The 24143-nt window shown below is 43.1% G+C and carries 21 protein-coding genes and 1 pseudogene; 11 read left to right on the top strand and 11 right to left on the bottom strand.

What is annotated here, in order from left to right:
• The first annotated feature begins 123 nt into the window (after positions 1-123).
• A complete protein-coding gene (locus MSG34_RS01240) occupies positions 124-810 on the top strand; it encodes a MaoC family dehydratase (protein WP_017059493.1) in 687 nt (228 codons plus the stop codon).
• A gap of 75 nt (positions 811-885) precedes the next feature.
• Here MSG34_RS01240 and MSG34_RS01235 read toward each other — a convergent pair whose 3' ends face one another.
• Positions 886-1701 carry a phosphate ABC transporter substrate-binding protein gene (locus tag MSG34_RS01235; RefSeq protein WP_048610785.1) on the bottom strand — a complete coding sequence of 272 codons (816 nt, stop codon included), beginning with the start codon at positions 1699-1701 and terminating at the stop codon, positions 886-888.
• A gap of 253 nt (positions 1702-1954) precedes the next feature.
• Between MSG34_RS01235 and MSG34_RS01230 the strand changes: the two genes are divergently transcribed.
• Positions 1955-2317 (top strand): DUF3024 domain-containing protein, encoded by a 363-nt coding sequence (locus tag MSG34_RS01230; RefSeq protein WP_019826408.1) that lies wholly within the window; start codon positions 1955-1957, stop codon positions 2315-2317.
• A 184-nt stretch (positions 2318-2501) separates the two neighbouring features.
• Here MSG34_RS01230 and MSG34_RS01225 read toward each other — a convergent pair whose 3' ends face one another.
• Both MSG34_RS01225 and rnb read right to left on the bottom strand, forming a co-directional pair.
• Complete coding sequence (locus tag MSG34_RS01225; protein WP_248336056.1) at positions 2502-3332, bottom strand: AraC family transcriptional regulator; 831 nt, start codon at positions 3330-3332, stop codon at positions 2502-2504.
• A 188-nt stretch (positions 3333-3520) separates the two neighbouring features.
• Complete coding sequence (rnb, locus tag MSG34_RS01220; RefSeq protein ID WP_248336055.1) at positions 3521-5527, bottom strand: exoribonuclease II; 2007 nt, start codon at positions 5525-5527, stop codon at positions 3521-3523.
• Positions 5528-5835: 308 nt separating this feature from the next.
• Between rnb and MSG34_RS01215 the strand changes: the two genes are divergently transcribed.
• The 6 genes from MSG34_RS01215 (at position 5836) to MSG34_RS01190 (ending at position 13447) form a co-directional block, all read left to right on the top strand.
• Positions 5836-7905, top strand: a complete 2070-nt coding sequence (locus tag MSG34_RS01215) for a DEAD/DEAH box helicase (protein WP_248336054.1) — start codon at positions 5836-5838, stop codon at positions 7903-7905.
• Positions 7906-8646: 741 nt separating this feature from the next.
• A complete protein-coding gene (locus MSG34_RS01210; protein WP_248336053.1) occupies positions 8647-9840 on the top strand; it encodes an acetate/propionate family kinase in 1194 nt (397 codons plus the stop codon).
• Positions 9841-10227: 387 nt separating this feature from the next.
• Positions 10228-11169, top strand: a complete 942-nt coding sequence (locus MSG34_RS01205) for a DMT family transporter (protein ID WP_248336052.1) — start codon at positions 10228-10230, stop codon at positions 11167-11169.
• Entirely contained in the window at positions 11163-11681 is a 519-nt protein-coding gene (locus MSG34_RS01200) for a MerR family transcriptional regulator (RefSeq protein ID WP_248336051.1), read from the top strand. The genes MSG34_RS01205 and MSG34_RS01200 overlap by 7 nt, the downstream gene beginning before the upstream one ends.
• 98 nt (positions 11682-11779) lie before the next feature.
• Positions 11780-12571, top strand: coding sequence for a nucleotidyltransferase domain-containing protein (locus tag MSG34_RS01195; RefSeq protein ID WP_248336050.1), 792 nt, complete (start codon positions 11780-11782; stop codon positions 12569-12571).
• Between the two features lie 57 nt (positions 12572-12628).
• On the top strand, positions 12629-13447 hold the full coding sequence (locus tag MSG34_RS01190; protein WP_248336049.1) for a maleylpyruvate isomerase N-terminal domain-containing protein: 819 nt from the start codon (positions 12629-12631) through the stop codon (positions 13445-13447).
• Between the two features lie 361 nt (positions 13448-13808).
• On the opposite strand, the gene MSG34_RS01185 is transcribed toward MSG34_RS01190, so the two are convergent.
• The 5 genes from MSG34_RS01185 to MSG34_RS01165 all read right to left on the bottom strand — a co-directional run bounded on the left by MSG34_RS01185 (position 13809) and on the right by MSG34_RS01165 (position 17756).
• Positions 13809-14720 carry an AraC family transcriptional regulator gene (locus MSG34_RS01185; RefSeq protein ID WP_248336048.1) on the bottom strand — a complete coding sequence of 304 codons (912 nt, stop codon included), beginning with the start codon at positions 14718-14720 and terminating at the stop codon, positions 13809-13811.
• 15 nt (positions 14721-14735) lie between these two features.
• Positions 14736-15227, bottom strand: a complete 492-nt coding sequence (locus MSG34_RS01180) for an SRPBCC domain-containing protein (protein ID WP_248336047.1) — start codon at positions 15225-15227, stop codon at positions 14736-14738.
• A gap of 39 nt (positions 15228-15266) precedes the next feature.
• Positions 15267-16094, bottom strand: coding sequence for an oxidoreductase (locus MSG34_RS01175; protein WP_248336046.1), 828 nt, complete (start codon positions 16092-16094; stop codon positions 15267-15269).
• A 48-nt stretch (positions 16095-16142) separates the two neighbouring features.
• On the bottom strand, positions 16143-17015 hold the full coding sequence (locus tag MSG34_RS01170; RefSeq protein WP_248336045.1) for an alpha/beta fold hydrolase: 873 nt from the start codon (positions 17013-17015) through the stop codon (positions 16143-16145).
• Between the two features lie 525 nt (positions 17016-17540).
• Positions 17541-17756 carry a hypothetical protein gene (locus MSG34_RS01165; protein WP_017067490.1) on the bottom strand — a complete coding sequence of 72 codons (216 nt, stop codon included), beginning with the start codon at positions 17754-17756 and terminating at the stop codon, positions 17541-17543.
• 170 nt (positions 17757-17926) lie between these two features.
• Here MSG34_RS01165 and MSG34_RS01160 point away from each other — a divergent pair, with 170 nt between their 5' ends.
• The gene (locus MSG34_RS01160) at positions 17927-18976 is read left to right on the top strand and encodes a cysteine synthase A (protein ID WP_248336497.1); all 1050 of its coding nucleotides are present in this window, start codon (positions 17927-17929) and stop codon (positions 18974-18976) included.
• Between the two features lie 78 nt (positions 18977-19054).
• Here MSG34_RS01160 and MSG34_RS01155 read toward each other — a convergent pair whose 3' ends face one another.
• Positions 19055-19621 carry an XRE family transcriptional regulator gene (locus MSG34_RS01155; protein ID WP_060980482.1) on the bottom strand — a complete coding sequence of 189 codons (567 nt, stop codon included), beginning with the start codon at positions 19619-19621 and terminating at the stop codon, positions 19055-19057.
• A 98-nt stretch (positions 19622-19719) separates the two neighbouring features.
• Between MSG34_RS01155 and MSG34_RS01150 the strand changes: the two are divergent.
• Positions 19720-20913, top strand: a pseudogene (locus tag MSG34_RS01150) (benzoate/H(+) symporter BenE family transporter).
• 113 nt (positions 20914-21026) lie between these two features.
• On the opposite strand, the gene MSG34_RS01145 reads toward MSG34_RS01150, so the two are convergent.
• On the bottom strand, positions 21027-22010 hold the full coding sequence (locus MSG34_RS01145) for a hypothetical protein (RefSeq protein ID WP_248336044.1): 984 nt from the start codon (positions 22008-22010) through the stop codon (positions 21027-21029).
• Positions 22011-22418: 408 nt separating this feature from the next.
• On the opposite strand from MSG34_RS01145, the gene MSG34_RS01140 reads away from it, so the two are divergent.
• A complete protein-coding gene (locus MSG34_RS01140) occupies positions 22419-22805 on the top strand; it encodes a hypothetical protein (RefSeq protein ID WP_248336043.1) in 387 nt (128 codons plus the stop codon).
• A gap of 148 nt (positions 22806-22953) precedes the next feature.
• Here the strand turns inward: MSG34_RS01140 and MSG34_RS01135 are convergent, their stop codons facing one another.
• Positions 22954-23886 (bottom strand): LysR family transcriptional regulator, encoded by a 933-nt coding sequence (locus MSG34_RS01135; protein ID WP_248336042.1) that lies wholly within the window; start codon positions 23884-23886, stop codon positions 22954-22956.
• Between the last annotated feature and the right edge of the window lie 257 nt (positions 23887-24143).

The raw sequence follows: 24143 nt of genomic DNA, 5'->3' as shown, positions 1-24143 counted from the left end.
ATGTTTAATATGATTTTAACAAGGTTCAGCTAACGGGTGTATGCTCGAAAACATTTGCACAATAGTGTGAAGTGTTTCAAAATTACGAAGTTATATTGAAATTTTTTGTGCATTGAGGTTCTTATGAAGGTCATTGATTTATTTAAACACCGAGGCGATAGCATGTCTTCGCAACACTCAGAGTTTATGCAATGGATGTCTCCAGCTCTTAGAGATTACTGGGGCGACTTTCTTAATCGTACGCAAAATAGCCATTTCTTTGCGTGGGTTCGTGATCACCACAAACCTGCTGTCAATGAAGATGCACCAGAGATGCCGGTGGAACAGCCGATCGTACTTAAGCCAGAAGCACAACTTGTGTTTGATGAGCTTAATCAACAGATCGGTGAAGTCATCCATACTGGCGACTGGATCAATGTAAGTCAAGACCGTATTAACCAGTTCGGCCTTGTTACTGAAGATATGCAGTGGATTCACACTGAGCCTGAAAAAGCGGAAACAGACTCTCCGTTCAAAACAACCATCGCACATGGTTTTTTAACTTTATCTCTGCTTCCTCGATTGACTGACAGTGTTGACCCTGACAAATCTCAATTCCCAACAGCGAAGATGGTCGTAAACATTGGTCTTAACCAAGTACGTTTCCCATACCCTGTTAAATCGGGCAGTAACGTTCGCGCTAAAAGTACGCTAACAAAAGTAACGCCAATTAAGAAAGGCCTAGAGATTGAACGCGAAATTCGCGTAGAAATCGAAGGTATTCGTCGTCCTGGCGCTGTGATCGTTTCCGTGATTCAACTTCACTTCTAAACGAACTATTTAGATTCCAAAAAAAGAGAGAGCTTAATGCTCTCTCTTTTTTTTCATAAGATAAAACTCACTCACTTATTTAATGCGAGTGTAGCCGTACTCTTCGATAAGGTCTTGCCCTTGCTTTGACTTCACGAACTTGATGAAGTCTTTGCTCTCGTCAGAAACTGAGTCTGTCTTATGCAGCAACAAGAATGGGCGAGCCAATTCATAGCTGTGGTTAGCAATGTTCTTAGATGTTGGCTCTACGCCTTCAAATGTAATTGCCTTAATCGAACGGTCGATTGAACCAACAGAGATAAAACCAATCGCGTGCGGGTTATGGTTAACAATCGTTTTAACCATGCTGTTGCTGTTTACAACCAAGTTATTTGGGTTGATGTCAGACACTAGACGGTCATTAATGATTTTTGTTAAACCAAGCAAGCTTTCGAAACTGTAGCGTGAACCAGAAGACGCTTCGCGAGTGACAACTGCGATAGGCTGATCTGCGCCACCTACGGCTTTCCAGTTCGTGATTTTGCCTTTGTATATATCGAACAGCTGCTCACGTGTAACGTTGCTTACAGCGTTTGAGCGGTTAGTTACAACAGCTAGGCCGTCAAAGGCAATTGGAAATACCTTCAACTTATCGTCCTGTTCGCGGTCGGTTAAATAACGCGAGCTCATACCGATGTCAGAGACACCTTTATTAACCATGGTAATACCTGCTGTAGAACCAATGCCCTGAACCGCAATATAGTTATCAGGGTGAGTCTTGTTGTACTCCTCAGCTAATACATCCATCACTCGTGATACTGAAGTGGAGCCCGAAATAGTGGTTTCTTGTGCTAAAGCAGCATGAGAAGACAGGGCTAAGGATAAAAGAGAGGCAAGCGCGACTCGTAACATAAACAACTCCTAGTTAATAACATTTGTCGCATATGATAGGTCGGTTATATGACACTTTTGTGAAATTCCATACGCTCGATGTATAGCTGTTCGCTTGATGAGTGATAGCTTTTTGGGTTTACGAAAGTAAGATTCGTTTCTGGGAGCAGGACGGGTATTTTGATTGCGCTTGTTCGCTAAAATGTTTGTTGAGTCCTAAGCTAAGTAGAGGAATTCACTACTTAGAAGTTTCTATGATGTTACAAGGGGTGTTATGTCCGTCATTCATATCGAACTGAATCGTCTTTTAATTGGGGCTGAGAGGCTCTGTACATCTCGAAATCGCAGTTTACCTGTCGAGCTAGGTAAATCCCTATATGAAGAGTGTGAGGGTGGTGTGCTGTTTTCTCAGGCGCATTATCTACTAGACTCATCTCACAGTGATTATACAAACGAGATCGCCTGCGTGACTTTTGATGAGTCGTTATCTTGTTGGTTAGTGATGGTGCCGCTTGAAGGGGATGTTGAAACCGACTCTGTGAATTGGGGGCCTTATCCGTACCTGCCTAAATCGAAGGATCTTGATGCTATTTTGGCGGAAATAGAAAAAGACCCTAAATCGTACTTCTGGTCATAGTCACTCTGGCTTCACGTTTGCTGGTGGCCTGCACGCAAAGCTGAATCAATGAGTCTAAAAACTCAACCACTGAATCCCAAAACCAAATGATCTCATCTCACATCCAAGTGGCTTAATATTGAAGCCACTTGGTTTACACCAGTTCCCAACTAAGATGTTCACGTCAATCTATTGCTTTGTTTGTTTAAACTTGCGGCTGTACGCTTTGCAGTTGTGCTTGTGCCACTAGCGATCGGAAGTCTTTTGGTGTTTTGCCGTGATACGTTTTAAAGGCCGTGCTGAAGTGAGCGGCACTTTTAAAACCGGACTCATACGCGATTTGAGTGATCGACTTATCCGATGTTCTTAGCTGGGTGGCTGCATGAGCAATACGTTTTATCTTTAATAGGTTTGAGAACGACAGATCTTCAGCGGATAAGCGACGTTTAAGCGTAGCCGGTGACATTCCCATGTAACTGGCGAGCGTATCCAAAGAGATATTGTTTTCAATGTTTTGCTCGATGTAATGAATGACTCTTTGGGTCACGGTTAACCTTGAAGCTCGAGCAATAATAGCCAATAGAGCAGGGTACTGTTCCACCATCAAAGACAGCAAACTTAAGCCTAATTGAGTGAGTGCGTAGTCATTCTGAGAAGAAGAGTTGGCGAGTGACATGATGAGATCTTTCAACTGACAGAGCTCAGTATCCGTTTGATTGAACTTAATGTACTTGTCTGGGATTCGAGTGGATTCTAAATCGCTGAACTGATTAATGAACTTCTGAAAGATAGCCAAATCAAAATCTAAGCAGGTTGCGCTGAATTCGCCATTTTCAGTGTTAACCGTGATGTCTTTAATCTGACCAGAATTGTAAAGGGTGAAATCGCCCGCTTGCAACGAGGCTTGAGTACCATTGGGTAACACAAAAGAAATGCTGCCTTTCGATACCATGAAGATACCGTTTTTAGAGGCAGGATAACGTTCTCGTCTCCTGGGAATGAAGTTTCTGAACTGAGTAACTGTGATTGATGACATAGTGAGCTTCTTTGACGTTGTAAATTGATTGCTTATTGATTGTTTTTTTTAAGTATTGTTTAAGCATGAGACATTTACAAAAAAGGCGCTAATAATTAGCGCCTTTAGAAGTGAACCTTTGAAGCTTTTGACCTTGAAAGCTTTGACCTTGAAAGTCGTAACTTTGAAAGCTGTAGCTGTTAAAGCCTTTAAGCTTCGGTTTCGTTTGTCGTTTCAGGCTCGCTAGGCAAGTCCGCAAATACTTGAGTAGGTTTTGCTACTAAGTTACGGTTTTCCTGATTAACTTCTGAGAGAACTACTTCTAAAACGTCTCCCAGTTTGTATACCATTTCTTTATCGATAGATACAGTACCCATATCACCGTTGCACTCTATTCTTTCTTTATTATCAAGAATGAGAGATCCAGGGATAAATGCAGCAGCACCATTTTCAAGTAAACGTACACGCATACCTGCTCGGTTAATATCGAAGATCTCTGCTTGGAAACGAGTTTCTTCTACTGGGGCATTGGCTAGAGTGCGAGCATACAACCAATCGCCAACATTACGCTCAGCCATGCCGTGGTGACGGCGGTGCAGGGCAAGTTCATCACCAATGGTTTCATCTGGTGTTTGAATTGGCGCTTTACCTAAGATGTGTGCTTTCAGCATACGGTGGTTAATCATGTCGCCATATTTACGAATTGGAGAAGTCCAAGTTGCGTAAATATCTAAACCCATCGCGTAGTGCGGTGCAGGCTCATTGCTGATCTCGCTGTAGGCTTGGAATTTACGAATACGGTTGTCGTAGTAGCTGTTGTCTAAAGAACCTAACCAACGACGTAGAGTAGCAAAACCTTCTAGAGAAACGATTTGCTCTTCAGTGAACGGTGTTTCCGCTTGCGGGTTTACCAGTTCAAGAACGTCAGAGATTTTCTCAGCCTTGAAACCAGAGTGGCAGTTAAACACACCTTGGTTGAAGCTTTCTTTTAGTACTCGGCCTGCACAGATGTTCGCGCTGATCATTGATTCTTCAACCAGCTTGTTTGCGCTACGACGCATGTCAGCGTGGATAGCGACAACATCGTTATCTTCGCTCAGTTCAAAGCGGTAGTCAGGGCGATCTGGGAACACAACAGCGTTTGCTGAGCGCCATGCTGAACGCGCTTGAGCAAATTGGTGAAGATCAGAAACAATTGCAGCAATCTCTTCTGATGGTTGCCATTTCTCTGATGCACCTGTTTCTAGCCAGTCTGATACGTTGTCGTAAGCAAGACGAGCATGAGATTTGATGTTTGCAGCGAAGAAGTTAATGTCATCACCGATAACGCCATCTTTAGATACCGTTACTGTGCAGCAAAGTGCAGGACGAACTTCGTTCTCGATCAGTGAACATAGGTTGTCAGCAAGATCACGAGGCAACATTGGAATGTTGCGACCAGGAAGGTAGATAGTGAAACCGCGCTCGCGAGCCACTTTATCCATCGCATCATCTGGAGAGATGTAAGCCGTTGGATCAGCAATTGCGATAGTCAGTTCAAAATCACCGTTCTCTTTCTTCTTCGCGTAAAGTGCATCATCCATGTCTTTTGTGCTTTCGCCATCAATAGTCACAAAAGGGACGTGCGTCATGTCTACACGTTCAAGATCGGCGTCATCGTTGATTAGCCAGTTGTCGATGCCTTCAGGCTCGCTGTTTGGTAGATCGTTTTGTGCCAGTGTTACCCACCAAGGTGCAATCTTGTCGTCAGCGTCTGTGATTTTCTCAGAGATCTGAGCCAAGAAGCCGTTGTCACCTTTTAATGGGTGTTGAACGATATGAGCAACAACCCAGTCACCTTCTTTAAGCGTTTCAGGGTTCAGCCCCTTCATTGCTTTCGCTTTAAGTTGCAGTTTTTTGAGCTGCGGGTGATCAGGAACAACGTTCAATCGGCCTTTGAAAAGCTTAACTCGCGCAATAAAGCGAGTAAGACCTTGTTCAACTAATTCCTCAGGCTCTGCTACTTCGCGCTCTTTCTCTGTGCGAATGATGGCAATCACCTTGTCACCGTGCACACATTTCTTCATGTATGGAGGTGGGATAAAGAAGCTTGTTTTGCTATCAACTTCGAGAAAACCAAAGCCTTTTTCAGTGGCTTTGATAGTACCTTCCTTTTTAGGGAGGGTTTCTTGGATTTGCTGCTTGAGCTGAGCGAGTAGAGGATTATCTTGAAACATTTGACTTTTATCTAACGAGAACAATTGAGCACACTATAATCATTGCGAGGCCCGATTACTACTTAAAGCCGAAGAGAGCGTAAATTAATTGCCCTCTTATTTAACTCTATCAATTTGGTCGAACTCTATCGCCCTGACGAGATATTCATCAAGTTTTGACGATATGATAGCCAGTATTGATAGAAAACCGAAAAATATGTGATGTATTTCAATTTTTTCTGGCTTTTTTTATGCATTTAGGGAATAATCCGCCTCCCTTAGACGTCCCTAATGGCTTGAAGTGTTTTATTACTGCTTCGTAACTCTGAATGGAATCAGTATCTGATTGGATCAGTATTGGAATTGATAGAGCTCCCGGGACCTTTTGTTTACTTATATATAGTGGGATCCCAATGTCCGAATCTGTAATTCAATTTAATGAATTAGCCCTAAACGATAACATTCTTTCAGCTCTTGATAGCATGGGTTTCGTTTCTCCGACTCCAATCCAAGCAGCAGCTATTCCTCTTCTTCTTGAAGGCCGTGACGCACTAGGTAAAGCACAGACTGGTACTGGTAAAACAGCAGCATTCTCTCTGCCTTTACTTAACAAAATCAACCTGAACCAACACAAACCACAAGCAATCATCATGGCTCCTACTCGTGAGCTAGCGATTCAAGTTGCTGCGGAAATCAAAAACCTTGGCCGTGATATCAAAGGTCTTAAAGTTATTGAAATCTACGGTGGTGCTTCAATTGTTGACCAAATGCGTGCTCTAAGCCGCGGTGCTCACATTGTTGTTGGTACTCCAGGTCGTGTTAAAGACTTACTAACTCGTGACCGTCTACACCTAGATGAAGCACACACATTTGTTCTTGATGAAGCAGATGAAATGCTGAAAATGGGCTTCGTAGATGACGTTACTTGGATCCTAGAGCAAGCTCCAGAATCTGCACAACGTGTACTTTTCTCTGCAACTATGCCTCCAATGGTTAAGACTATTGTTGACCGTTACCTACGTAACCCGGCTAAAGTTGACGTTGCTGGTACTAACCACACAGTTGATAAAGTAGCGCAGAACTTCTGGGTTGTTAAAGGCGTAGAAAAAGACGAAGCAATGTCTCGTCTTCTAGAAACTGAAGAAACTGACGCGTCAATCGTATTCGTACGTACTCGTCAAGACACTGAGCGTCTAGCTGATTGGCTATCTGCACGTGGCTTCAAAGCTGCTGCACTGCACGGTGATATTCCTCAGTCTCTACGTGAGCGTACTGTTGATCACATCAAACAAGGTGTTATCGACATCCTAGTTGCAACTGACGTTGTAGCTCGTGGTCTTGATGTTCCACGTATCACTCACGTATTCAACTACGACATCCCATTCGATGTTGAATCTTACATCCACCGTATTGGTCGTACTGGCCGTGCTGGACGTAAAGGTAAAGCGATCCTACTAGTTCGCACTAACCAAATTCGTATGCTTCGCACAATCGAGCGCGTGACTAAGTCTCAAATGGAAGAAATCCAACTTCCTCTACGTGACCAAGTTGCTGCTGCACGTGTTGCTAAGCTTGGCGCTGAACTTGAAACTGAGAAAGAAAGCAAAGCACTAGAAAACTTTGCAGGTCTTATCTCTACTCTTCAAGAGTCTCTAGAAGTTGATGCTGCTACTCTAGCTGCAATGCTTCTTAAGCGTCAGCAAGGTAAGAGCCCACTATTCTACGTTGGCGAAGACCCAATGATCGCTGCTATTGAGCGTGATAAGAACCGTCGCAAAGAGCGTCGTGAAGATCGTGAAAACGGCCGTGACGGTGGTGGTCGCAACTTCAATACTCAAGATTGGGATACTTACCAACTACAAGTTGGCCGTGAGCAAGGCGTTCAGGTTAAAGACATCGTTGGCGCACTAGCAAACGAACTTGGCCTAACTAAAGGTTCTATCGGTGCTATCAAGCTAGACCAAGGTTCTACTTACGTTCAACTGCCAAAAGCAATGAACTCTGAAACTGCTGGTAAGCTAAGCAAACTTCGCATTCGTCAAAAAGAAGCTGGCGCTGTAGTTGTTGATTTCAATGACTTCCGTGAGCCTCGTCGTGGTGGCGGCGGTCGTGATGGCAACCGTGGTGGCAACCGTGGCGGTCGTGATGGTGGCGGCTACCGTGGTAACCGTGAAGGCGGCAACCGCGAAGGTGGTAACCGTGAAGGCGGTCGTGGTGGATACCGTGGCAACCGTGATGGTGCTCGCGATGGTAACTCTGCTGGCGGACGTGATGGCGAACGTCGTTTCGACCGTAACCGTGGTGGCGATCACCGTGGTAACTTCCGTGGCGAACGTGGCCATGGTAACGGCAATGGCGGTGGTAACCGTGGTCGTCGTCCAGAGCGCAACGAAGGTTAATCAACCTGTCGCTTAGACGCTTTAGTCTAGACACTGAATTTAAAAGCCGAGCGTAATGCTCGGCTTTTTTGTGCCTGCTATTTGAACTTAAGCTTTGGTTGGCTCGATATTCGTAGCTAACTTACTTTAATCAAGCTTCGTCCCTGTAACTATGCTTCGTCCATGAAACTAAGCATCGCGCCTAGAACGAATGTTAGTGCCTAAACTTAGCTGTATCGCGTTCTAAGCCTATACTAAAAGAACGTGCTACAAGGTGCTAAAACAAAGAGTGAAGGCTATCTAAGCGACATTACAATGCATTTGTTCGTAGAGTTGTGCTCGAAGGCTATCAAAAGAGATCGGATCACTATTCTCAACTCCCGGGAGCTTTTTGACTCAAGCACTGAGCAATTGAGAAATCGAGCAATAAGTTATCGGTAATGATAAGCAGACGAAAGGGAAGGGCGGTTGTTTTTTAAGCGAATTACCTGCATTTGTTCGAGTCGCTCTAATTAACTGAATCAAGTTAAAAATAATGTGAGCACTCGTTTGCGTCACCTGTTCATTAATTTTCTTATTCAACTATTTTTTAATTTCGCTCTCGAAATAAATAATTTGATGACTAAGATCAACTTAATTGTGTTCATTTAGTGATTTTTTCAAAACAAAAGTTGAAAGATTCAAAAATTATTGAATAATGGGCTTAACTAAAATTGAAGTAAACACTTCATCCAATTCGTACTGAAACAGGATCCATATCCAATGTCTAATTCGTTTGTTCTGGTTATTAACTCGGGTAGTTCATCCCTAAAATTTGCTGTAATCGATTCTGTTTCTGGTGAAGCAGTATTAAGTGGCCTAGGGGAGTGTTTTGGTCTTGAAGATGCTCGTATGAGCTGGAAATATCAAGGCGAGAAAACTGAAATTGCCATTCAAGGCGAAGATAACCACCACAAAATTGCCATTGGCAAATTGGTTGGCCTGATGGAAGATCTAGGCTTCACTGCTGATATCGTGGCTATCGGTCATCGTATCGTTCACGGTGGTGAGAAGTTCACTCAAACCGTTCGTATTACTGAAGAAGTAACGAACGAAATTGAAAGCCTATCTGATCTAGCTCCACTTCATAACCCTGCAGGAGCTGTCGGCATTCGTGCTGCGATTGAAGCTTTCCCTTCTCTACCTCAATTTGCTGTATTTGATACGGCTTTTCACCAAACAATGCCACAACGTGCATTCACTGGTGCAATCGCAAAAGAGCTATACACAGACTTCGGCGTGCGTCGTTACGGTTTCCACGGTACGAGCCACTACTTCGTGAGCCGTGAAGCTGCGAAGATGGTTAACAAGCCTATCGAAAAATCTAGCTTTATCTCTGTTCACCTAGGTAATGGCGCATCTGTATGTGCAATCAAAGACGGTAACAGTGTTGATACTTCAATGGGCTTCACACCACTTTCTGGCCTAATGATGGGCACACGTTGTGGTGACTTAGACCCGGGCATCATCGAGTACCTACTTAAGAAAGGTTGGTCACAAGAGCAAGTCTTCAACTCTCTAAACAAGGAGTCTGGCTTCCTTGGCGTGTCTGGTCTTACGAGCGATGCTCGTGGCATCTTAGAAGCAATGGAAGAGGGCCATGAAGGCGCTAAGCTTGCGTTTGAGGTGTTTACTTACCGCGTATCAAAATACATTGCTTCTTACCTTGCAACGTTAGATTCTTTAGACGGCATCATCTTCACTGGTGGTATCGGTGAGAACTCTCTACCAATTCGTCGTGAAATCCTAAACAACCTTAAGATTCTAGGTTTCGTTGAAGATGTAGCAGGTAACGAATCTGCTCGCTTTGGTGCTGAAGGCATCATCGCTAAGTCTGAAATGCTAAACGCATTAGCAATGGTTATCCCAACCAACGAAGAATTCGTGATTGCTCAACAGTCGGTAGAACTTCTGTAATAGAGTCTAAGCAAGTCAAATAGCGAAAAGCGAGCCCAAGTGGCTCGCTTTTTTGTTTTATATGTTGGTTAAATCATCACGAACGATACTTTCTTGGTCTAGTAGATCTTCGAGTCAGCGAGGCTAGATCTGGCTTATTTATGCCCCAAAACGTGCCAGAGTAACATTGAAATTGATTAAAATTCCCGTAGTTTGACTGACTTTATCTTATGTATAGAGGTCTGGCTATGTGAGCTTATTTGCTGATCCACTACAACACAATTAAAATCGAACTTAGAGCATTTCTCTAAAATGGTATTTTGGAACGTTGTTTAGTTGACCTGTCTACAGGTATCGAGTTTAAAATGCGCCGCTTTGTAAATATCTAGACCTGAAAGGCTTCATTCCATGTATCAATTTCTTTTAAATAAAACGGTGCAGCACTCTAAACTATTAACGTTCTTTAATACGCTTTCACCACCTTCTAAAGGAGTGACGTTAGCGCTTATTTCTACAGCACTATTTACCATCGTCGGTGTGTTCGTGCGCAAACTGAGTGCGGATTACGATACCTTTCAAATCCTGTTTTTTAGGCAGTTCATTTTTATGTTGTTGCTTGTCCCTGCAATGATTCAAAATGTTGATTCATTACTAAAACCCAATAAAGTGCCATTACATATTTTGAGGATACTGGGCGCATTTATCGCGTTGTATTTTGGGTTTGTTACAGTGAGTAATATTCCTTTTGCCGATGCGACCGCCCTTGGCTTTTTACAAGTTATTTTTGTTGCGGTGATTGCTCGGGTTGCACTTAACGAGCAAATTACAGGAACTCGGATATTTACTATTATCGTTGGGTTTATCGGGGTTATGATCGTTGTTCGTCCAACGTTTGAAGATAGCCATTCAATTTACATCCTTTCAGGTGTAGTTGCCTCATTAGGAGCAGGCGTTGCAGTTATATGTGTAAGGAAGGTCGCTCAGAGTGAGCCTAAAATTACATTGATGGCTTATCAAGCTCTCACTATTGGATTCATTGCACTCTTGCCCACATTATTTTTATGGCGTACACCAACACTGGAAGATTTTATGTGGCTTCTAATGGTCGGTGGTATCTCTTCATTAGCACAATACGTTGGTATCTCCGCTTATAAGTGGGCGCAAGCAAACATCATTGCCAACGTAGAGTATGTGAAGATTATTTATTCAATTATCATAGGAATTGTCATTTTTTCAGAAGTGCCCGATACATGGTCGATTGTTGGTGCATTAGTTATTCTTGCTAGCGCGTTAACTCCAATGATTTGGTCATATCACCGTCGAAAAAGTCAGGGAGAATCTCAATGCTGAGTATCAAACAATTTTGTGAGCAGTTAGGTGTGTCACGCACGACAGTCCTTTATTACGAAAGGCAAGGTTTGATCACCTCTGCAAACAGAACTTCTAGTGGATATCGAATGTATGGTGAAGGTGAACTTGAAAGGTTTAGAGCGATCCTTGCTTATCGATCCTATGGTATTCCCGTTAGTGAAATCGCAAGCCTTGTACAGCAATCAAAAGACCGAGATGCAATACTGAGAAAACAGTTTACATCCTTAGATTTAGAGATTCAAAAATTGCGTCAGCAACAACGCTCAATAATGACTTTGCTAAAAGAGCCTGACCTGCTAAACCAAGGACAATTAACTAAGGAACGCTGGACTGAAATACTTAGAGAGTCAGGAATGAATGAACAGGATATGCTTAACTGGCACAAGCAATTTGAGACGATGGAACCATTGGGACATCTTAAGTTTTTGCAGTCCCTAAATATTGATGAGGATGAAATAGAACAGATAAGAGTGACATCTCGTAACTCATGAGTTTGACTTGAAGCTTCAAATGAACGATTCTGTAATGCTGCGTTAATTTTACCGCACTAGTTGTAGTAGCAACTCAGGCTTTATAAAATAGGTAAAATATGAAATTCCCAACAACACTTCCAGCGACTCATACACAACTTCTTCTAAAAATTGTTACCGCTTTGTCTAGTGATCCGCGTATTTGCGGTATTAGCGCTAGTGGCTCTTATGCTTCAGATTCAATGGATGAGTACAGTGATCTTGATTTGGTCATTGCCATTAACCCTAACGACTATGAAAAGGTTATGCAACAGCGTCTCGACATCCTAAACGGTTTAGAAGGAAAGGTAGCCGCCTTTACAGGTGAACATGTAGGTGAGCCGAGATTAATGGTGTCTATTTTTGAGCCTCATGCTGTGCATGTTGATTTCAAATTTGTGGCGCTGACTGATGCAGCTACGCGAGTGGATGATAACCAAGTGTTGTGGGAGCGAGACAGTTTACTCACTGATGTATTTGCAACGACTCAACCACAATACCCTCAACCAGACCCACAATGGGTCGAAGACCGATTCTGGATTTGGATACACTACGCCGCGACTAAGATTGCACGAGGAGAGTATTTTGAAGCGTTAGAATTTATCTCTTTCCTTCGCCAAAACGTCCTATCTCCTCTAGCGTTGAAACAAGCAGGATTAACACCTTCAGGTGTTCGTACTATTGAAAAGCGTTTACCTGATTTTGCTGCTCAACTGATAAAAACGGTTGCCATACCACAACGTAGTTCTTTGGTGGCAGCAGTAGAGCAATGCATCTCGATCTATTTGACACTTCGCACATACGAAATAATTGATAAAAACATAGAAGCAGAACGCGTTTGCGTTGCATATTTCCGCGCGGAGTGTTGTTAAAAATAGAGAAGATGGAATGTTCACATCAGCTATCAGAATTACAGAGGACAGCAGTTTATGAAACAGCAAACGATCAATGTATTACATGTTTTTCCAGAGCTAAATGCTGGATTGATAAAACTTTTAAATGAGATCGCACCAGAGGATTGGGAAAATGAAACCTGCTTAAAAGGTCGAAGTGTCAAAGATCTTGTGAGCCACTTAGTCGATACCTCTCTTAGACGATTAGCTATCGATAGAGACGGGTATTTTTCAACAGTGCCAGAGATAAATTCACATCAAGATTTAGTGAACTTTATCCAAACGCAAAATAACGACTGGATTGTTGCGACTAAAAGGTTAAGCCCTAAGATTCTTATTTCTCTCCTTCAATCTTCAGGTGAGGAGTTGACGAATTTCTTAATGACATTAGATCCACACGGAAAAGCGCTTTTTCCAGTGGACTGGGCTGGCGAAAGCGAATCTGAAAATTGGTTTGATATTGCGCGAGAATACACAGAGAAATGGCATCATCAAATGCAGATTAGAGATGCAATTGGTATTGAAGGTGAGTTATATGAAAAGAAATACTTTAAACCCATCATCGAAAGCTTTTTGAAAGCGATTCCAAATGCTTATAGCAAACTCAATAAGTCGGATTTTACTCTTACCATTGAGATAACTGGTGACTGTGGTGGAATATACACACTTCATAAAGATTCACATTCAGTCTCGTTTATTTCTCCTATTCAGTCAGAAAATCAAGTTTCAATTGAACAAGCAGAATTTTGTAAATTAGTGACTAATAGTAAACCTAAGGATGAAGTCAAAATTATCGCAAGAGGTGATGAAACCATTACTAGTCATTTCAAAACTGTTGTCGCTGTCATGTCTTAACTAATAGTATCCTTTCACCATAATGATGATAGGCCGTAAATTTCATACTCGATAAGAGATTAGACCTGAAATACTTACATTTTCAGGCTTAATCCATCGGTTCTCAATATTTTCAGTTATCCGTTAAGCACTAAATTAGCAAAGGCGCTGACACGTTTTTGTCCAAATCCGCGTTAGTAGGTGCAATACTAATAGCTTGCTAACCAACGAAGAATTCTTGATTGCTCAACAGTCAGTAGAACTTCTGTAATAGAGTCTAAGCAAATCAGATAATGAAAAGCGAGCCCAAGTGGCTCGCTTTTTTTTCATTGAGAATAATAATGAGCTGGCTGACTTGTGCCTTTAAGCTAATTCCGACGCTCTAGTTAATCGATTTTCTATATTCGATTGGGGTCATCCCTGTCTTGGCTTTGAACAGTTTTGATAGATGTTGTGGGTACTCAAACCCTAATCCATAAGCAATCTGGCTGACTTGCTCATTCGTGCTTAACAGAGCATTCTTAATGCGCTCTATTAGGTGGTCTTGCATATACTGTTGTGCATTGCGACCCGTAGCACTCTTCATCATATCGCTAAGATAACAGCTAGACATACACATCGCTTCGCTCAGGTATTTCACGGTTGGCAAGCCGTTCTCAACAACTTTCTCAGACTCAAAATACTGTTTCAATATACCGTCGACTCTCTCCATCAAATCAAGGTTATGATTCTGACGAACAAGGAACTGACGTTCATAGTAACGAGTACAGTAATTTAGAATTAGCTCAATATTAGAAACAATTAGGCGTTGAGTATGCGTATCAATGTTCTGGCTGTATTCCTCTTTAACCTGACTGACCAAATCACTCAAAATCATCTTTTCTCGTTCTGATACATGCAGTGCCTCATTTGTATCGTAAGAGAAGAAAGAATAACTTTCCATTTGGCTTGCCAGACCTGAGCGACGAATCAAATCCGGATGGAATAACAACACCCAACCTTGCTCATCTTCGGTTTCGCCAGTATTGCTATAGTGTTGTGCTTGACCGGGCTTGGTAAACACCATGCTACCTTGATCATAATCGTAGTGATTTCGACCGTAGGCGATGTCGCCGGTAATACCAGATTTCAATGCTATTTGATAAAAATCATAAACATAGGTAGCGTCACCATAATCATAACGGGTCACCTTTTCATCAATCTGAATTAACGAAACGAGTGGGTGCATTGGTGCGGGCAATCCAAGTGCTTTGTGTACTTGGGCAATCGTCTTGATGTGAATGATATTTGACATAATTAACCTAACGATTTAGTCACTCGGGTATAAATCTAACACGCGAACTTTCAATTTCTCCGCCATCTTTTGATACTGTTGCTGAGTATGTGATTCATCCCAAAAATTCACGTACACTCCGGTGTAGTCTTCGTGAATCGTAAACTTAGTTCCAAGCTCATGCGGCTCTATGTAATAGTGCTGGTCAAAAGTAATGATGCCCCAAACACCGCCTTTGTGATTAAGGTGGGTATAAGGCGTTATTTCAATCACTTCTGAAGAGATATTTGCCCCTTTCGACTCTGTCTCTTGAAAGTGATACGTCACTTTATTACCTACTTCAAGGGTACCTTTAACTAAGGTGATTGCAGGGTTCCACTCCTGATAGCGCTCAATGTCTGTGAGTACCTGCCATACATTTTTAGGTGCACTAGGAATAATCACTTCGGTGTGAACCGACTTTGAACTCAGCGCCGCACTGACCGACATACTTGCAGCAAGTAATGCTTGAGAACTAAAAATAGGCATGGCAAGTCTCCAATATTGTGTGAGTTTACATGGTTACAGTTAGCGAACCATAAAATCGATAATTCGGTCGAACGCTCTATCGCTTAGGAAACGTCTCATCAGCAGTGTTGTGGTGGAAAATTTACCTGCTGCGTAGCGTGTTTTAGGTTTTGGGCTGTTGATGATTTCTTGAATAACCTTTGAAATCACCGAAGTTGGAGAGCCTGCGCCATCTTTACCTGATTCTTTAAGACTCAAATTTGAGACTCGTTTTGCTAAATCTTGGTATGGGCCATTCCCCGAATTTCCCAATACCTGTTTTGACATTACTTCAGGGAACTCGGTCTTAATTGCCCCTGGCTCAAGAACCACAACATTGATGCCTTTCGGTTCTAATTCTAGTCGTAAACAATCACTGAAGCCTTCTATAGCGTGTTTACTTGCATGATACCAAGCGCCCATTGGCGCATAAATCTTACCGCCTATCGAAGAGGTGTTGATAATGGTGCCTGATCTATCCTCTCGCATGAATGGCGTCACTAATTGAGTTAGGCGAGCGAGCCCAAACACATTTACTTCGAACTGATATCTTGCGTCGTCTAGGCTTGTTTCTTCTACCGAGCCATACAAACCGTAGCCTGCATTGTTCCACAAGACATCAATGCGACCTTGCTCGTCGATTATCTGGTTTACACAACGAGCAATGTCTTGTTCGTTTGATATATCGAGTTGAAGAACATACCCACCGGCTAACTTGAGATCATTCATCTCTTCCACACGGCGAGCAGCACAATATACGATGTAACCTTGCTTTATTAGGTCCATTGCTGTGTCTTTGCCCATACCAGAGGATGCCCCGGTAATGAAAATAACTTTTGCGGTATTCATATTACTTTCCATTTTAAATCAATTAGAAATTTGAGCTATCGCTGAGGCTTACATGTACTTATCGAAGAAGGCACTTAATCGTTCTGGTGATTGACCCAACCAGTCATAAGCGGCTGCGCGGTTTTTGTCTAAATCCAGCATTAACAGCTCTTTCTCTCCGCCAAGTAGTCGGTAATATTCACCTACTTGATCTAATTTGGTCCATGGATCATTTCTGTTTTGGATCACCAGGGTTGGCACCTTGATGTTTGACACATAATCGAAAAATGAACCAGATAGGTCGGCGCCACCACGCTTGATATTGTATTGATTAATCCGATTGGTTAAGAAACTTGGAACGCCCATTGCTCCCATATAATCGACATAACGTAGCGGCTGAACGGATATGAGTGCTTTGACGTTCGGGTAGTTTTGCAAACCATTCTCTAATCCATAAGCAAAAGCGGTTGAACTGGTTCCCATACAGATACTGAGCAGTCCAATCTTGCTCTCTTTGTATTGCGAGTGTGTTGAAATAAAGTTCACCGCAGCAACAACGTCTTTTGCTTCCTCACACCCCCATGCAATATATGGGTTTGTTCCTTTGCCACTGTTACCATGATTGCGTAAGTCATACATCAGAACACTGTAGCCTTGCTCAACTAGGTGCTTTGCTTGGCGCAGAAAAGAGATGTTCTTTTTGTAGAGCTTGATGAGTCCTTTACCTTCAGGAGTGAAACCCGCACGACTGCATTGGACCCCGAAGTGTGATTGGATGATGACTTTATCTGACGAGCCTTCGATTAACCAGCCTGATAATGTCACACCATCTTCAGCTTTAAAGGTCACATCTTTATAGCTCAATCCATACAGCTCTGGCGTTTCGAATACAGGTGATTGACCACTTTTTGTCATCATATCTGCAAGGTATTTTGTAATCATGACCATCTCTCCGTATCAAAGTACTTTAGAACGGGAGTAAGTATATCGAGGATGATTTTTGAGCATGTATACAGATCCTAGGAGAACGTATACATATTCAATTTAGCTTGAAAACAACAATAGCTACTCGGAAATAGCATAGTATGAACACTTATCTTGAGAACAAGAAAATGGCTTATTGCAAGTGGTTTAGCCGAGTGATTGCAATACTTGAGGTAATCCGAAAGAGTAGACAACACTAAAATTATTGGCTCAGAAAATTCTAAAAATTCGTTAGCGTAAGCTGAACTAATAGCTTGCCAACCAACGATGAATTCGTTGTCGCTCAACAGTCGGTAGAACTATCTGTAATAGAGTCTAAGAAAACCAGATAATGAAAAGCGAGCCCAAGTGGCTCGCTTTTTGTGTCTAGTAAAGGTGCGTCTGAACGTTTTAACTGGGGGGGATAGCCAACAAGGCGTTCGTCAAACAGTTTTAGAACAGAGCTTCAATTAAGACTCATCGGGTGCTCTGGAAGAGCTAAGGTTATTTAGTCCCTGAGCGGTAGTTTGGATCTGTCCAGCATCGAGGTAACTCTTCCCCTGACATAAACATCAGTTCGGACTTTTTAAACATCTCAGGGTCTTGCTGTTCTTCACCTGCTTGAAACCGACCTTCGATACTGTCTTGAAATAAGTTGGTTAATTTGGTCATTTCAGTTACATCAACGAGGTCACCGCTCTTTTTCTCTTTTAGAAACATTTTTTTGCCCTCAATCTAATCGGTCACCCCTAATTATAATTGCTATTTGGGAAATGAGAGTCTTTTCAATTCCGGCACTTCTTGACTAAGCAGACCCCAGAGCTACGCTTATGATCATCGACAACCCAATCGATGAACAAACTTATCCTCAACAAATAAATGGAGTCGCGATGTCATCTGCCCATATTGCAAACAATCTCAGTGAACTGATTGGCGATACCGATCTTGTTAGAATCAACAGCCTTTCAGAGATATCAGGTTGTGAGATTCTCATTAAGTGCGAACACCAGAACCCGGGTGGTTCGATTAAAGATAGAGCGGCACTTCAGTTGGTTATGGATGCAATAGAAGCCGGTAAGCTTAAGCAGGGAATGACAATCGTCGAAGGTACTGCAGGAAATACGGGAATCGGCCTTGCTCTGGTGGCTAAATCCCTCGGTTACAAAATGTTGGTGGTGATGCCAAAAGGGCAGGCACAAGAGAAAGAGCGTATGATCTCGCTTTATAACGCTGAACTGTTATTGGTCGACCCTTGTCCCTTTGCAAATCCTGAACACTTTTACCATACGGCTAAACGGATCGGTGTCGAAAATGAAGATTATTGGTGGGCAGATCAGTTCGAAAATCTCAGTAATTATCGAGCGCACTATTTAAATACTGGACCGGAAATATGGCAGCAAACTCAAGGGAATATTGATGCTCTAGTTTCAGTGGTGGGGACTGGTGGAACCATTGCCGGAAACTCGCACTATCTATCTGAGCAGAAACCTAATCTCGAAACTTGGTTAGTTGACCCAAATGGGTCCGGCATTTATTCGTTTCTACGTAATGGACACTATAAATCAACGGGAAGCTCGTTCACAGAAGGAATAGGGATCATGCGAACGGTTGAAAATTTCAGGCAGGCAAAAATCAATCGTGCCATCACGCTTCCCGATCAGGATTTGGTGACGATATCCCGAGTTGTTGCGGAGCATGACGGTATTCTTCTAGGAAGCAGTTCGTCATTGAACGTAGCTGGTGCACTATACGCTGCGGCTAGAATGGGGAAAGGGAAAACCATCGTTACATTTAGCTGTGATCTTGCTGAGCGCTCGTATTCGAAGCTGCATAACGAAGCGTTTCTGAAAGAAAAGGAGATACAGCTTAATAAAGAAAACCTTTCTCAACTATGGGCTCGTTATCAAGCAGAAGATGGCAGCATGGTTGTCAACGTATAGTTGTTCTAAGTTAATACTGGCCAGTGGTTTGCCACCCCTTTCGTGAGCGCTAAACATCCGTTAGCGCCAAATCTGGCACTATTGCTTGTTATTCGGGTAGTGAATCACATTATTAAATACGGCATTACCTTCACCGATATTTTTGTAGCCATGCTTCTGGTTAGCGTTAAAGCGAACGGCTTGTCCTGCCTGTAATGTTTGCCATTCACCATCAAAAAGCACGGCCATCTCTCCGGAAATACATAATATATGTTCAGTGACACCAGTGTTATGCGGGTCGGATTCATGCTGATAGCCAGGGGCGAGGGTTAGCTCGAAGATCTCAAACCCAAGTGCCTCTTCAAAAGGAAATAATAAGCTGACGAAGAAACCAACGTTATATTCTTCACGCCTTAACTCGTTTGCATCTCTGAATAAACTCGTCAGCTCATTGTTCGAACTTTCTGTGATGAAACTGGAAAATGACACTTCAAACCCAGATGCGATCTGCCAGAGCTTAGCGACGGTTGGGCTGGACTCCCCACGTTCAATTTGACCTAGCATTGCTTTGCTCACGCCAGTTTCTTTCGCTGTTTTGTCTAAGCTCCAGCCTTTTTCTTGGCGAAGGCGTTTCAAGTTAACACCAACTTTAATTTCTGTTTGCATATTTTCTCTACAAGTTTTTTATAAATAAGTTGTGCGTTATAGCGCACAGTGCTAGGTTTGGTCTATGGACGTTATAACGCACGCAGGAATAAATTAACATGACTAAGCTAAAATTTTCTCACGTCAGTACCGGCTTTATCGCTGTTTTCATTGGTTAGGCGAGCGCCGCGGCGATTATTTTCCAAGCGGCAATGAGTGCTGGAGCAACCGAAGAACAAGTGGCGTCATGGTTTTGGGCGTTGGGTATTGGCATGGGGATAACCACAATACTGCTCTCGTTTTACTATAAGAAGCCTGTGGTTACAGCGTGGTCGACGCCCGGAGCAGCGTTGTTAATCACATCTCTTGAAGGGCTGACAATGAATCAGGCTGTGGCCGTGTTTTTGTTCAGTTCGATGTTGATCACGTTAGTTGGATTAGCGGGGATATTTGAGAAAGTCCTAAAACAGATCCCAACATCGATTGCCTCTGCGATGCTCGCGGGGATTTTATTGCAATTCGGTTTGGGTTTGTTCACGTCGCTAATGGAAGAAGCTCAAGTCGTAGCGGTCATGCTCGCTGTATTTATTCTGGCGAAAGCGCGGTTAGGAAATTTACTGATCCCAAGCATTTTCATTATCGCACTGGTTATGTGTGTGGGTTTTGGCAAACTCGATGTCAGTCAGGTGACTATGGGATTGACGACCCCAGTGTTCATCACGCCCGATTTTGAGTTCTTTTCATTGTTCAGTGTCGGTATCCCACTGTTTATAGTGACGATGGCTTCACAGAACTTACCGGGATTTGCGGTTCTAAAAGCGAATGGATACCAAGTCGATTCATCGAAGATCATTACCACCACCGGGGTGACAGGTTTGATCTTCGCGCCGTTTGGCGGTTTTGCGTATAACCTTGCTGCGATTACGGGCGCTATTTGCATGGGCCCGAATGCGGATGGCAATCCAAAGACACGTTACATTGCGGGGATCTGTATGGGCGGGTTTTACTTGTTAGCTGGCGTGATGGGGATGTCATTTGTGTCGCTGTTTAGCGCTGTGCCCTCCGAGATTGTCATTGCGGTTGCTGGCTTAGCGGTGATGCCGACCTTGATGAATTGTTTAGCTGTTTCGATGGCAGACACCCACTATCGAGAGCCTGCACTGCTTACTTTCTTATTCACTGCTTCTGGCACCAATTTACTGGGGATCGGCAGTGCATTTTGGGGTTTGTGCATCGGGTTGTTTTGTTGCTGGTTACACAATTACAAAGCTAAGTCGCGTGAAGCAAGCAAGGCTTCGCAAACTTCGTCGTAATGAAACGACCCAAGATTAGGATCAGGTTCGCTGTGAATTAGAAACACCCGCAAGCTGTTTGAGTAGCAAGCCCAGTCATACTTGTGACTGGGCTTGCTTACAAAGGAATAAAGCTACTTAACTTCGTATCTCAGTAGCACTTCATTATCGAGAACGACATTTGTCGACCAGATAAAGCTTGCGCCAGCACCACTGAATTTTTCGATAAAGTTCATGTACGCTTTTTTATTGTTCACGCCAATATCGTCTTCTGAATATACCGATGCTTGAGGCCAAGATGTTGAATCGAACTCTTGGTTCATCCAGTTGGTTGGTGTTTCCCAATGAGCAGCATAGGCATCTTGACCGTGGTCAGTTCCTTCCGTGGTGCAGCTTTCAGAAAGACGCTTCCCGTCCACTTCACTCAAACAAGTCAGGTCATAAATCGGTGAGGTATAAAAGGTTTGTGCTTGCCATTCTGGTCCTGTCACGGTTCCGTCACTAAAGCTCGCGATAAAGCCACCATCACCAGCGTGGTATGCCTTTCCGCGGTTATCTTCGCTGCCAAGACCTAGGTTTTCTTCCCAATCAATCACTTTCACCGCAACCGTGTAAGGCTTCTTCACCTTAAATTTGACGATGTTTGAGTTAAACGGTGTGAAAGGAACAGTGTCTACCGCGATTAACTTGCCGTTGATATAAAGTTCGAAATAGTTATCGGCAAAAATATAGCCTGTTATTTCTTCTCCGTCTTGATCCACTATCGCTACAGGTACAGAGCTTTGATCGACTTCGGCTAGGCTGCTTGGCGTGGTGTTTGAGCACTCTTCATAAAGATCAAAGGCTTTTGGCCCTGTTGAAAAGTTGTTTTTGGCTGGAACCGTCCAAACCTTTCCTTCGGAGTCCGTAATTTCCCCGACGCCCGCCACTCGGCTACGTCCGTTTGCACACTCAAAGAGATTCGATTCAACAGTGGTCGCCACACCTTGAGTAATACTCGCTGAGCCTTGGTAATCACTGATGTTGCTGACCGAAGGCGTATCTGATGATGGTGAGCAGCCTGTTGCGAGCAAAGCAACCGATGAAAGGGCAAGGGCTTGATATTTTGTGATGATCATTGATTGGGTATCCGAGAAGGGCTGATTTAAATAAGCGTGGTTCAAAATAAGCCAAGTGCAAGTAAGTTAATTGAAAACAAAGCTATTTCAAACAAATCCGAGCTAAGTAGCCAAGTAAGCCGTGAACTCAAAGCTGATAGCTGGAACGACGAAACTAAGCAAGAGCTAAAGCAATTATGAGGTGCCACGCTTGTTATCTGATAAGGTATATATTACCCGTACAAATGTAAACAAGCGTAAAGCTGAGTAAGCATAGGTAAAACAGTGCTTTTATCGAATGATCACATCAGCTTGCGCGGCGCTGGTAAAAATACTCAGCATGAAGCGGTTTCAGGTTGTGATTGAGATAGTATTTTGCTACAAAACGCGCATAATCTCGCTATACAACATTTAAAGAAGAATTTACCTATGACTACCTTTCAATACTACTTTCACCAACTGCCTTGCTTCGACTGTAAAAAAACGACAGTAAGTACTGATCTTGGTTGGTTAACACCTGCGATGAAAGACGATGCTATCGCACAAGTGACAGCGACACTTGCACAAGGCGAGGTTACTCCTGATCTTTCAGCAGACGTGGTTTGTACGAAAGAGGAAGCTCGCGAGTACTTACTGCTTAACTTCTTTGGTTATTCAGAAGAAGAGCTAGCAAGCGGAATCGAAGCGGATGATGAAAAAGAAGTGGCAGACGAAATCGCAGAGCTACTAGAAGAAGGTAAAGACACTATCACCTTCGAACATGAGATTGCTCTTCAGTGCTGTGCTGACTGCGATGTTGAAGACGAGTCAAACTAAGCTTTTGTATTAAGAGTATTAAACTAAGTACTCTTATTAAGGTTCATCATGAAGCTATGATGTTCTAATGATGAAAGGCGTTAGCGAATTGAAGTTCGCTAACGCCTTTTTTGTCTCTCTGTTTCTTATCTTTAATCGGCATTCAATCTTAAGATGTTGTGCTTTCTATAATGCCTTGTTTGCTCAGTTGCGAAAGGATCTTTGCGGTCTTCTCTCTGAATAAATCTCTCAGTAGACGCACAGTAGGGGTGATGGATTGACGACTTGGACACACTAACCACAGTTCGGTAGGGGTCGGCTTAAATTCAGGCATAACTTTAATCACTTCACCTGAAAGCAGATGAGGTGACATGTCTAAACAAGATTTTATTGCCACTCCTTTACCTGCTATACACCAACGTCTTACAAGGTCTGCGTCGTTCGAAGCGCGATTTCCTTTTAGTTTCACTTTATGGTCTTGAGTCCCCTCGTTAAACACCCACTCGTCTTGCAACATGTCATGGAGTTGGTAAAGCAACCCATTGTGCTGCGCTAAGTCACTCGGGTGTTTTGGTGTGCCCTTTTCAGCCAAGTAGTCAGGAGCCGCACACAATATCCTCGGCACATCGCATATCTTGAAACCATACATGTTGGCATCGGTCGGGGAGCCGTAACGCAGCGCCATATCGACGGAATCTCGGTAAAAGTCGATATTGCTATCGCTGATGCTAGTACGAAGCGTCGCCTTTGGGTATTCAAGCAGGAACTCATCTAACCAAGGTGTGATTAGGTTGCGTCCTAGATCCGATGAAAGCGCAATACGAATTTCACCGTCAAGAATACCGAGCTCTTCGCGCATATTGAGCTTTGCTTGATCCAACATCTTTAAGGCTTGTTCGCATTCCGGTAAATAACGCTCGCCTGCTGAAGAGAGCCTTAGGTGGCGCGTGGTTCTTACAAATAACTCCGCACCGAGCGCTGCTTCAACACGTTTTACGGCTGCACTTGCTGTGGCAGTGCGCATATCAAGGTTGGTGGCTGCAGCGGTGATACTGCGAAACTCCGCCACTTTCAAAATGACCTGTAAGTCTTCAAGAAGCATATTATCTACCTGTATTGAATTATGTTCTAAACATGGCGTTGGGATATTTCCCCATCACAATATGCAGATGGGTTATGTCTACCTATTGCTTCTAAGTTAGCTTCAAACACTTAATTGTCAAAACTAATTTGATAATAATTCAAATATAAGGCTGTTTTTCATTAGTAATTTTCTCACTATCATTTTCCCATATCGACAACGTAGCGCAGTACACATCGTATGGACGAAGCTTACGATCTAGGGGGATAAGATGACTA

Source organism: Vibrio sp. 1CM2L (genome assembly GCF_023161695.1).
Classification (GTDB): domain Bacteria; phylum Pseudomonadota; class Gammaproteobacteria; order Enterobacterales; family Vibrionaceae; genus Vibrio; species Vibrio coralliirubri.
Note: the sequence above shows the minus strand (reverse complement) of the source record. Positions and strands in the feature narration are given on the sequence as shown.